This window comes from Lacinutrix chionoecetis, from assembly GCF_053604665.1.
Genome location: NZ_JBSHNQ010000073.1, coordinates 43,202 through 55,111, shown reverse-complemented (window position 1 = coordinate 55,111; position 11,910 = coordinate 43,202). Strand labels below are relative to the sequence as shown.

Genomic DNA, 11,910 nt, shown 5'->3' with positions numbered 1-11,910 from the left:
ATGACATCTTTATTTCTTCTTTCCAGCAAAAGGATCTATAGAGATACCAACTTTAAAATAGCCAGTAGCATCTTGGTTATTTTCGTATATAAAATCTTGAGTAGGCTCTCCTTTTTCGGTTAAACGATTACTAACAAAGTTTTCAATACCACCTTGGAATGTTCCAATAAGAAAATCGTTAATTCGATGCTCATAAATAATTCCAGATTTTATTTCCAGTTGGCTATACTCAAATGTTTCGGCAAAATTAGGATTATCAACATTAACGTAGAAACCTGTCGAGCCAAAGCTGCTTCCTATTGAGAATCGTCCATTTTTACCAATAAACCTTCGTAGCAATAAACGTTGCGGGAGAATAAAATCGATTTCCCATTTCGAGTTTTTAAACCTGTGGTTGTAAGAGAATGTTGGAAAAAATGGTATTTGTGAGGTTGGGTCTATAAATACAATAGCACCCAAGGTTATTGTAGTGCGGGCTGTTCTTTTTAATATAAATGAAGCACCAATTAATCCCTTTAAACGCTCAACACCTTTATCGTTACCATCTGCAATTATAGAGGCATTATAAATAACAGGTTTATTAAATAATGTTGAAAAATATGTAGAGCTAAATGCTGTAGAAAAATTATGAAAATTTACAATGCCATTTTGCTCAAATACAGTTATGTCTGTAGTTTCTATATTATCAAATTCGAACTCATTAAATTGATAATTTAAAGAACCAGTTAAACTCCATTTTCTTGTTTTATAAAGCGGAATATTTGCCGAAGCGTTAAAAGTGTGTTGTGTTTTAATGTCTCCTTTTTGAAAATCTTGTTCAAATAATTGAGAGTCGAAATCACGAGATAGACTTTGACTGTATTCAAAGTTTAAAGCACGAGCGCGAGGAAATTTCTCTTTAATGTCCATTGTTGCCTTCTTTTTTAAAGAATCTGAAGGACTTTGCGCTTTCATGAAAGTTGAAGAGCATATTATGGCAATTATTATTAGGGTTTTATTCATTTTGTTTTTTTATCTGAATTGTTAGTTTTATGTTTTGTTATCATCTTCAGTAATTTCGTCGTACTCTTTTTTAGCTTGAAAATAGTCTCTAATTATATAGATGCTAATGGCAATAAAGAATACAATTATAATAGACGAAATGGACTTGATTAAAAGTGTTTCCATTTAAGCTGATGCTTCTAACTTAGTTTTAATGTCATTTAATTGTTGTTCTTTAAAAACCAATGTTCTATGAGGAAATGGTATAGAAATGTTTTCTTTATCAAATCTGTTTTTAATGCTCTCGTATAGATCGCATTTCATTACAAATGCATCTGTAAAGTTACTTGCCCAAGCCCAAGCTCTTAATGTTACCGACGAATCGTCTAAACTAATTACACGTACAATAACTTTTTTTACATTGTTATATTTATCGAGTTCAGATCTATTATCTATAAGATTTGGGTGGTCTTCGCATTCTTCACGCATAATGTGTTTTGCTAATTCGATATTACTATCGTACGAGATACCAATTTCAATCCATTGGCAACACATGCGTTCTCCTAAATCGTAATTAATTAATTTTTCTTTGTTGATAATGGCATTGGGAATTACAATCATCTTGTTTTCGTAATTTCTAATAATGGTGTGTCGTAGTGTAATGTCTGTAACAGTACCAACCATAGACTCATCCACTTTAATAATATCTCCTAATTTAAAAGGCTTAAACGAAATAATAAAAAGACCACCAACAAGATTAGAAAGCGCTTCTTGAGATGCCACACCAGCAACTACAGCAAGAACACCAGCACCACCTAAAGCTGTAGCGGCAAAACTGCGCATAGATTCAAAAGCAATTAAAATAAATAATCCACCAATAAAGTACACACCAAAAATGGCTATGTATCTTAAAAATTTATAACTGGTAGTGTCTTGATTATTAATAGTCTTTTCTTTAATACTTCTTTTAAACCAAGTTTGAGTAATGGATGCTGCTACTAATGTTATAACAGCTACTATACCCAAATAAAAAACCAACCCAAAATTACCAATGGCAACTTCTTTAACGCGTTCTTCATCCATAAAATTCCAGGAAATAGCCATTATTCCAAGAACAATCCATAAGGAGTTTAATATTTTTTGAGTGAGGTTAATTGTTGTAGGTTCTTCGCCTGGATATTTTTTTAAGCTTCTTTTTTGCAACCAGTCGTGAAGTTTCTTAGTAAGAAACCTCAATACTAATACAGTTATGATAACTATGGTAGACCATATAATGTTATCTTGATAGGTATTCCAAAATTCTGTCATTATATTATTGTTTACATTAAATAATGGATTCTAAAGCCTTCCAGAGAAGATATGCTATTTAATCAACGCCTGCATAGAGTCAAGCTATGCTGAAAGGCTTAGAATCTCTATTGTTAATGAGCTGTTTGTATTTTTAAATTTGAAATTTCTTTTGCGTTCACTTTGGCTACTTTTCTTTTTATATCGCCTTTCCATATATCGATAACCACATACATTACAGGAACGATAATAACAGTAAAGATTAATGAACTTGTTAAACCACCAATTAGTACCATAGCCAATCCGTTTTTCCATTCGGCTCCAGCTCCAGCTGCAAAGGCAATTGGAATCATGGCTATTACCATGGCTAATGTGGTCATTAAAATTGGTCGTAATCTTGATAGTCCTGCATTAACAACTGCTTCTACGCTATCCATGCCTTCAACTTTAAATTGGTTTGCCGCATCGACTATTAAAATGGCGTTTTTAATAACCAATCCAACTAACATTATCAAGCCTAAAAAAGTAAATACACCTAAGCTTTCTTGAAATAATGCCAATATTAAAAAGGCACCAATCATTGCTGTGGGTACAGAAAACATAACTACTAATGGATAGGCATAACTTTCGTACAATGCTACCATAATTAAGTACACTAACACAATAGACATTAAAAGAGCCAGTCCTAAACTTGCAAAAGCTTCTGTCTGGCTTTCCAGATCTCCACCCATTTCGAAGTTTACACCATCTGGCATTTGCATGGTCTCAATAGCGGTTTGCACATCTGTGGAAACGGTTCCTACAGGGCGACCAACTACTTGTGCCCCAATGCTTACACTACTACGTTTGTTATCTCGCTGTAATTTTGAAGGTCCAGTAGATTGATCTACTGCCGCAAATTGTTGTAATTCTATTAATTGACCTGTTGTGTTTAAAAAGGTAACTTTCTTAATATCTTCTATGTTTTGACGGTCGAATTGATCCAGTTTTACATTAATATCATATTCGTTTTCACCATCTCGAAATTTATACTGCGTGTTTCCTGCAAAAGCATTTTGCATTGTATTACCAACCGTACTCATGGTAAGATTTAAGGCAGCCATTTTATCACGATCTACCGTAATAGCTACCTCTGGATTACCACCTTTTGCAGATAATTCGACTTCTCGTGTGCTGTTTACACTTTCAATGGTGCGCTTCACTTCATCTGCAGTTTCCATTAAAACATCAATATCGCTTCCTGTTAATAGTACTTGAATAGGTCCTGCAGTACTTCCGCCAACCATACCAACAGCTGCAGTTTTAAATTTTACTCCAGGAATATTTTTGGTGAGTTTGTTTTTTATATCTCTCGCAAATTGTTCAGAAGTAATTGTGCGCTCATCTGGACTAATCATCTTTGCGTTAATTTGTGCTAAGTTTGAGGAGTTTCCACCACCACCTGTTCCTGTTCCAACAGTTGAGAATACAGAGGATACAATGTTATCTTTTAATAGAATAGTTTCAACAGCTAACGTCGCCAGATTGGTTTCTTCTATTGTTGATTCCTTAGGTAATTCTAATTCTACTATAAATTCTCCATTATCTCCATTCTTTACAAACTCGCTTCCTATAAAACCGAAAACTAATAACGATAAGGATGCTATTACTAAAAATAATAATGAAAAAGCAGTGATTCGTTTTCGTGATAAAGTCCATTTTAATAAGTCTTTATACACATTGTTTACTCCAGTTAAAAAGCTTTCGAAAGCAATTAATGGTCTGTGAAAAAGTTTTTTTCTGTCTAAAGTTATCACTTCAGAAAAACGAGAAGATAAAAGTGGAGTTAAAGTAAATGAAACAATTAAGGATATAGCTGTGGCAAATGCAACTACTACAGCAAATTGTTTTAATAAATCGGCAATTAGACCAGTTACAAATGTAATAGGAAGGAATACTGCTATCAATACTAACGTAATGGACATTACAGAGAGTCCTATTTTCTTCCAGCTCTCCATCGCTGCTTGCATTCTGGATTTTCCTTTTTCCATTTCGGCATGAATTTGTTCCAAAACAACAATACTATCATCAACCAGAATACCAACCACTAAAGATAAGCCTAACAAGGTCATTAAGTTCAATGTATAACCTAATTGATTCATAGCAATAAAGGTTGCTACAATAGAAACTGGAATCGAGACCATAACAATAATTGAATCTTTCCAGCTGCGTAAGAAAAATAACATGATAATGGCTACTAAACCTACCGCAAGCATTAAGTCGAAAATAACAGCATCTGCAGCTTCTAACGTAAATACAGAACTGTCTTGCGCAACGGCTATTTTTAGATTTTTATCGGCATATTCTGATTCAATTTTTAAAATTTCGGCCTTTATATCCTCTGCTACTTGTACAGTGTTTCCATCGCTTTGTTTAGAAATGGTTAAACCTATAGAACTAATGCCATCAATACGCGAAATGGTCGTTACCTCCTTAGTTGTGTCGTATACCTCTGCAATATCTTCAATCCTTACGCTCGATCCATTTCCAGTAGTAATTTCAAGACCCTTAATATCGTTTACGTCTTTAAATTTTCCTGAAAGACGCACTGTAACTTGTTGGTTTGCATCTTTAATATTTCCTGTAGGGAAATCAAGATTCGCTGCAGAAATCGCTTGTGTAACCTGTAGGATACTCAAGCCGTATGCTTTTAGTTTATCTCTGTCTACATTTACACGAATTTCACGCTCATTGCCGCCAATAACCTGAACGCGTGCAACGCCTTCAATACGTGATAGGGTTTCTTTAATATCGTTATCTACTAAATTGTTAAATGCATTTGCGTCCATTTCCGAGGAGACACCCAAACGCATAATGGGTAAATCGTCAAACGAAAACTGGTCGACACTTGGCTGGTTTACTTGTTCTGGTAATTGTCCTAAAATGTTGTTCACTTTACGTTGCGCATCTTGCAAGGCTTTGTCTACATCTGCATTATAGGTTAGTTCCACATTTACAATCGAAATGCCTTCTTGTGAGGTCGATGTAATGCTTTTTACGCCTTCCATAGCACTCACGGCATCCTCGATATTTGTAGTTACCGAATTTTCTACTTCGCTCGGTGAAGCACCAGGATACATAGTGCTAATTGACAATTGCGGTGACGTTATTTTTGGTAATAACTCATACCCTAAACCTGAATAACTAATAATACCCAATAAGGCAATAATTGTAAAGACTACAACTGCGAGTGTTGGTCTTTTTACTGATAATTCTGTTATAGTCATCGTCTAGTTATTTGTGATTTTCACTTTAGTACCATCCGTTAAATTGATGATACCTTTGGTTACTACTTTTTGGCCATTTTGTAGACCTTCTAATATGGTTACATCGCCATTAATAACAGCTCCTGCTTTTATTTTCTGTAGTACTACTATACTGTCTTTTACGATATATACAGATGGATTTTGAAGACTTCCCACAATTGCTTCACGTGGAATAACCATTGCTTTAGTCTCATTAGTTTTTAAGGCATCAAAATTTACCTCTGCAAACAAACCAGCTCTTAATTGGTTGTCCTTTGTGTTTTCAACTTCTATAGTAACTTGAAACTTTCTTGAAGCATCTGCTTTAACACTAATATTACTAACCTTTCCTTTAAATTCTTCTAATGGATACACATCTGTTCTAATAGAAACTGTTTGGTTTTCCTTTATCTTAGAAAGGTTATCTTCTGCCACATTCACAATAATTTTTAAACGCTCCACCTGAACAATTTCAGCGATTTCATTTCCTGGCATTACAAAACTGGTTTCTTCTACCATTAACTTATTTACAATACCATTAATTGGTGATTTTACGACAGTAAAGCTTAGTTGTTGGTTAATTTGAGCAATGTTGGCTTTGGCATTTTCACGTTGAATACGTACATCTTCTAATGCACTTTGCGACACAGCACCAACTTTTAATAAACGTTCGTAACGTGCTACATCTTTTTCTGCTTTAGCGAAAGCAGACTGCGCGCCACTTAATTGAGAGCTTAATGAGACAGCGTCAACTTTTGCAATTACTTGACCTTTACTAATTTTTTGGCCTTCTTTAACTTTTAAGTATTGAATACTTCCTTGAGATTCTGCAACTAATGTTACTTCTTCCCAACCTGCAAATTCTCCAGTGGCAGTTAAACCGTTTGAGATTGTTTTTTTTCCAACAGTTGCTGTTTGTATAGGAATGGCAAATTCTTCAGGAACAACCTTTGCCAAGTCATTCATTTCCTTTTTATTGTTGAATAAGGTGTATGCTATAAATGCGACTATGGCAATTACTACTATGATGATTATATTTTTTGTTTTCATAAGTATTGCCCACGAAAGTGGGTATCTGTTTAATTAGATTGATTTTTAGTTATTTGAAGTTGGATTAGCAATTAGTTGCGATAATTTCCCACTTGATTTTAATAGGGTTACTTCGGCTACTTTAGATTGTAACAAGGCGTTTAAATAATTAGACTGTGCTTGTCTTAAAGCAAATTCTGAGTCTAGTAATTCGGTAAGGTTGGCAACGCCTTCATTGTAAGAGGTTTTTATACCATTGTAGTTTTCTTGGGCCAAATCCATATTAGATTTTTGACTCTCTATTTGAGAATTGCTAAGTAATAATTGCTCTTTAGCATCGCCGAAATCTTTTTCAATATTCAATTTCAGTGTTTCTTTATCAAGTTCCAATTGCTCGGTTGCAAACTCTTTTTGCTTTAAGCGATTGCGACGCTGGAAGCCATCAAATATTGGAATACTGGCCGATAGGCCCCAAGTACCACTCCATTGACCTTGATACACATCGGTATTAAATTCTGCAAACTCATTAGACTGCCCTAAATAGTTATATCCAAAATTGGCGCTTAGATTAGGTAAGTATTCGGCTTTAACTAATTTTTGGTCGATAATAGAAAGCTCCAAAGATTTATCTAATTGTTGGTATTCTATATTTGCATCTAAGAGTAATTTGGCATCTAAAGGATAAGGTGTCCTGTCTTCCAGTTTTTCAACTAAGATCACTTTAGTAGATATTGGTATTTGTAATAACACTTTAAAAAGCCTCATTTGTTGATTTCTCCCAAATTGTGCATCTTCAATTTGTGTTCTTAAGTTAGAACGGTTTACTACTAATTGATTTAAATCTAATTTTTTTATAATACCTTCTTCCAGTTTAAATTCTGAAATTTCAACGAGGTTGTCTGTACGATCAAAGTTTTGCTGTAATAATTCCACTTGTTTTTCAAAAACCTGTATTTGTACATAAGTTTGAATAATGTTTACAATTAAATCCTGTGTTGTAGTTAGTGTTTGTAATGTTCTTAATTCTGCAAGTGCAGCAGTAGATTTTATAGAACTGAATAATTGAAAGTTTAATAATTGCTGTTGCACATTTACACCAGCAGAATATTGATAACGATTTCCAAACGCAACACCTATTGTAGTTCCTGGCTCACCACCAAATATTTCTCCTGGTAATTGTTGCTCTTGTAGAGAAAAGTTGTCTGTAAATCCTGCATTTCCATTTACTTGAGGTAATGCACGACCTTTAACCTCTGCAATTTGTGCTTGAATTATTTCTTGGTCAATTTTAGCACTTTCAAGATTGTTGTTATTCTCAATGGCGTAATTGATGGTTTCCTCAAGAGTATTAAAAGTAATAGTTTCTTGTGCTGAAGCTATAAAAGTTATTAACGAAAGTAGTATTGTTAGTAACCATTTAATAAGTGTAATCATTTCTTTTAGTTTGTTAATTTTTAGTTAGTTCAGAATTAAAAGAACTGATTTATATAAAAAAATAGTCAATACTATTTTTTCCAGTTTTTAATAATTTTTATACTCTCTTTTTGATAGTAATCTATAAACTGAGTTAATTCTTTTAGTTGAGCATTAAATTCTTTAGTGTCCTTAGTTCTATTATTTAAAATGTCTTTAAGAAGTAAGTTATAACCTGTAAGGCCATTCATACTATCCATAAAGGCATCTTGCCATTGTCCCATTTTAGAATAGAAATAACGTTTACGATCTCCAGGTTTCGTTTTATAACCTATACGCTTTAACATTAATAAATTATTAATAGAATTACTGGTAGCACTTTTGCTTAACTCTAAGGCTTCACGTATTTCATCAAAAGTAAGCTCTACATTATCTGCAATAGTAAGTAGGGCATTTACTCGTGCAGAAGCAGGCGAGAGTCCCATGCTTTCTTGGGCCACTCCAAAACTCTCAATGAGTTCTTTTTGCTTATCTGTTAATTTGTTTTCCATATCTAGGGTAAAAGTAAATGGTTTTTTTGGTTCTGCTTTAAGAGAACTATAATTTTATGATAATTTTAACATTACTGTTTTAAATTAAGGTCTCCATTTTAAGAACTATTCTTTTAGTGCTTAAGTAACAAGATTTTGTACTATTAGTAAAAATAATAAAACCACTTCAAAATGAAGTGGTTCTTTGTCTTAAAATTCACGTATAGATTATTCGTCAAGCAATAAATTTAAAGTCACGGTAATATTATCGCGTGTTGCTTTACTAAACGGACAGATTTCATGAGCTTTTTCAACCAAATCCTCTCCCGTTTCCAAATCCACTCCAGGAATGTAACAGTCTAAAGTCGCCTCTAAACAGAAGCCTTCATCATCTTTGCAAAAACCAATTACAGCACTTACGCTCAAGTTTTCTGCATCAATGCTAATATTTTCTTCCTCTGCAACCGCTTGTATTGCACCGCCAAAGCAGGCAGCGTAAGCAGCTCCAAAAAACTGTTCTGGATTGGCACCATTGCCACCATCTCCACCCATAGACTTTGGGACAGATAAATTAAAATCTAATGGTCCGTCTTCAGATTTTACGTGGCCTTTTCTCCCACCAACGGCTGTAGTGGTTGCTTCATATAATGTTTTCATGTCGTTTTTATTTATAGTTACAAGTATTAAAGATAGTTTGTTAGCAAGGGTTTATAAAATCTATGGTCTTAAAATTCTCATAAATTTACAAAGTATGGTTCAATTATTTGTGTAATATGAAAATCTATTTAATAACAGTTTTAGTTTTGGTTCGATATAGGTCTTGCAAAAAGGTTTCTCAGGGTTTTTTAAGTAGTAGTTTTTAAATTGTTCTTGAGAGGTTTTAAAAGCTTTAAAAGGTAAAACTTTTGTAATAAATGGTTTGTCGAACTTTAATTGCAGTGTTTCAAGAATTTTTAAAACGCTTTTATTTTGTGTTTCTGAAAAAATATAGATTGCCGAGCGGTATTTTTTCCGCATGGTATGTTGTGAAGTGCTTTTATGCGTAAGTAAATGGATTTCTATTAATACTGATATTGATATAGTTTCAGGCTTAAAATGAACAATGACAGCTTCAGAAAACGTGTTATTTTCTTTAGTTGAAGCCACAAAGCCTTGTTCTACTGCTACAACGCCTTTTAAAGATTGAAACACCGCTTCGGTACACCAATGGCAACCACCTCCAAAAGCTATTTTATCTACGTTGTTAATATTGCATGTAATTATTTAAAAAATGAATCACCTTCTGTTCGGGCATTTCGCAAGGTTTTAGTAATTCATTATCAGAAGTTATATAATAATTCAGGCTTATAAAATTAGTGGTAGAAAGCGATTTGGCATAGATTTTTATACTCTTACCATTATTAAAATCTGTTCGGGTAACAGCATATTTTTGATTGTTATAAAGCACTTCAGAATAACCAATGGGTAAATTTTGAATGCGCTCTAATAATGCAGTCATTTTAAAATGATCTATATAATTTCGGCATTAATACCAGCTTCTAATATTTTAGAGCAGCGAGGTTTTAAATCTTTAAATTCACCTGTTTTTACCGTACATTGTCCTTTATAATGCACTAAAATAGTGCATTGCTCTGCTTGTTCGGGTGTGTGATCGCAGGCTTTTATTAGGGTTTCTATAACGTGATCGAAAGTGTTAACATCGTCATTATACACCACAATTTCGTTGTTTTGTTTTTCTAATGTTGATATATCTTCCTGTTCTTGTATTTTTTCTTTTGTACTCATTCGCAATACTTTATGGCAATATATTAATTTTTAAATTGCAAAGCAACCCAATTATTTCGTTCAAATTTTGTAACGTATTGGAGGTTGTGTTTATTGCATTCGGCTTCAATTGTTGAAATATCGTTATCATAAAATCCGCTTAAAAAAAGCTGTCCGTTTTGGTTTAGACATTTTGAGTATATTTCAATATCATTTAGTAAAATGTTTCTATTAATATTGGCAATTATAATATCGTACTTTTTGTTTTTGAGTAAAGTAGCGTCGCCTTCAAAAACATTTATTTGCGAGACGTTATTTCGCTCTGCATTTTCAACACTGTTTAAATAGCACCAATTATCTATATCTATGGCATCAATTAATTTTGCGCCTCTCATTGCCGCTAAAATTGCTAAAACGCCTGTGCCACATCCCATATCTAAAACAGATTTGTCATCAAAATCGTTATTTAAAATATGCTGAATCATCATGTGCGTAGTCTCATGATGGCCTGTACCAAAACTCATTTTTGGCTCGATAATAATATCGTATTTAGTATCAGGTTTTTCATGAAAAGGTGCACGGACAGAACAGAGATTGTCAACAATTATAGGGTTAAAATTTTTCTCCCATTCGCTATTCCAGTTTACTTGTTCTATCTCATCGAAGGTGAAAGATATTTTAAATTCGTCATTCGTTAAAACATAAATATCTTGCAAAATATCTTCTCGCCATTCTTCTTTTTGAATGTAAGCAGTAACACCTTCTTCGGTCTCAACAAAGCTTTCAAAGCCTGCGTAACCTAGCTCTGCAATAAGTATTTCTACTGCTGGCTGAAGTGGTTTTACCTTAAAATAGTAACCTAAATATATTGTGTTAGACATAAAAATAATTTAGATTGTAAATTTACAATTAATTTAAATCACATAGTTAATTTCTACTAAACAAAACAAGCTTAAAAAACTATTCGTAAGTCAATATAATTACTTTATTATGAATATTATTTTTGAGAAAAGCATAAGGTTTTTTAGATAGCAAAGCTACAAATTGAGCGGTAGCTTTACTGCAATTTATACTGTATGTAGAATTAATTGATACTAATTTTCTGGTTTCGACTTCATCTAAAAAATCTATTTTATATGATATATTTAAAGAAATGTGACTTAAAAAACCAACTATTGGGATTGCATATTTTTTGTGAATTAGAGGGTTGTTTAATAATCTATTATTTCCTGCTGAAACACATATTAAAACATTATTAGCGTAGGCATATTTATAGGCTTTAATTACATCTGAGGATAAGTATGTAGCACCTATCACTTCTAAACAAATACATATTATATTACATTTTAAATCAACTGCTTTTCCAATATTTTGCGCAATTAATTTATAGTTCTTTAAAACAGAATTATACTTTGGAAAAAAAGGGAACACAGTAACATCTGCATTAGGGTTCTCTTTAAAAATAATATTTAGCATATTAGTACTATGTTTCCTAAATTCAGGGACTCCAAAACACTCAGAGTCCCATGAATAGGGTATAAGATTATTGTTTATAATACTCATGCCCTTTATAGGCTTTAGCGGTAAACCGTCTATTAAGGCTATTTTCATAATATTAATAA

Annotated in this window: 13 protein-coding genes; all 13 read right to left on the bottom strand. The window is 33.0% G+C overall.

Annotated features, from left to right (window positions below; translation table 11 throughout):
• Positions 1-9 precede the first annotated feature (9 nt).
• The 13 genes from ACVC43_RS06775 to ACVC43_RS06715 all read right to left on the bottom strand — a co-directional run bounded on the left by ACVC43_RS06775 (position 10) and on the right by ACVC43_RS06715 (position 11,899).
• A complete protein-coding gene (locus tag ACVC43_RS06775; RefSeq protein WP_452223817.1) occupies positions 10-1,002 on the bottom strand; it encodes a hypothetical protein in 993 nt (330 codons plus the stop codon).
• Between the two features lie 27 nt (positions 1,003-1,029).
• Positions 1,030-1,167, bottom strand: coding sequence for a hypothetical protein (locus tag ACVC43_RS06770; RefSeq protein WP_452223816.1), 138 nt, complete (start codon positions 1,165-1,167; stop codon positions 1,030-1,032).
• Positions 1,168-2,289 (bottom strand): mechanosensitive ion channel family protein, encoded by a 1,122-nt coding sequence (locus tag ACVC43_RS06765; RefSeq protein WP_452223815.1) that lies wholly within the window; start codon positions 2,287-2,289, stop codon positions 1,168-1,170.
• Between the two features lie 113 nt (positions 2,290-2,402).
• A complete protein-coding gene (locus ACVC43_RS06760) occupies positions 2,403-5,534 on the bottom strand; it encodes an efflux RND transporter permease subunit (protein WP_452223814.1) in 3,132 nt (1,043 codons plus the stop codon).
• Between the two features lie 3 nt (positions 5,535-5,537).
• Positions 5,538-6,602 carry an efflux RND transporter periplasmic adaptor subunit gene (locus ACVC43_RS06755; RefSeq protein WP_452223813.1) on the bottom strand — a complete coding sequence of 355 codons (1,065 nt, stop codon included), beginning with the start codon at positions 6,600-6,602 and terminating at the stop codon, positions 5,538-5,540.
• 45 nt (positions 6,603-6,647) lie between these two features.
• Positions 6,648-8,015, bottom strand: coding sequence for a TolC family protein (locus ACVC43_RS06750; RefSeq protein ID WP_452223812.1), 1,368 nt, complete (start codon positions 8,013-8,015; stop codon positions 6,648-6,650).
• 71 nt (positions 8,016-8,086) lie between these two features.
• Positions 8,087-8,545, bottom strand: coding sequence for a GbsR/MarR family transcriptional regulator (locus ACVC43_RS06745; RefSeq protein ID WP_452223811.1), 459 nt, complete (start codon positions 8,543-8,545; stop codon positions 8,087-8,089).
• 207 nt (positions 8,546-8,752) lie between these two features.
• A complete protein-coding gene (locus tag ACVC43_RS06740) occupies positions 8,753-9,181 on the bottom strand; it encodes an organic hydroperoxide resistance protein (protein WP_452223810.1) in 429 nt (142 codons plus the stop codon).
• 99 nt (positions 9,182-9,280) lie between these two features.
• The gene (locus ACVC43_RS06735) at positions 9,281-9,772 is read right to left on the bottom strand and encodes a peptide-methionine (S)-S-oxide reductase (RefSeq protein ID WP_452223836.1); all 492 of its coding nucleotides are present in this window, start codon (positions 9,770-9,772) and stop codon (positions 9,281-9,283) included.
• Positions 9,768-10,022, bottom strand: coding sequence for a peptide methionine sulfoxide reductase (locus ACVC43_RS06730; RefSeq protein ID WP_452223809.1), 255 nt, complete (start codon positions 10,020-10,022; stop codon positions 9,768-9,770). Before ACVC43_RS06730 ends, ACVC43_RS06735 begins: the two co-directional genes overlap by 5 nt.
• A gap of 11 nt (positions 10,023-10,033) precedes the next feature.
• A complete protein-coding gene (locus ACVC43_RS06725; RefSeq protein WP_452223808.1) occupies positions 10,034-10,309 on the bottom strand; it encodes an ATP-dependent Clp protease adaptor ClpS in 276 nt (91 codons plus the stop codon).
• Positions 10,310-10,332: 23 nt separating this feature from the next.
• The gene (gene prmA, locus ACVC43_RS06720; RefSeq protein ID WP_452223807.1) at positions 10,333-11,169 is read right to left on the bottom strand and encodes a 50S ribosomal protein L11 methyltransferase; all 837 of its coding nucleotides are present in this window, start codon (positions 11,167-11,169) and stop codon (positions 10,333-10,335) included.
• A 79-nt stretch (positions 11,170-11,248) separates the two neighbouring features.
• Complete coding sequence (locus ACVC43_RS06715; protein WP_452223806.1) at positions 11,249-11,899, bottom strand: hypothetical protein; 651 nt, start codon at positions 11,897-11,899, stop codon at positions 11,249-11,251.
• Positions 11,900-11,910 lie beyond the last annotated feature (11 nt).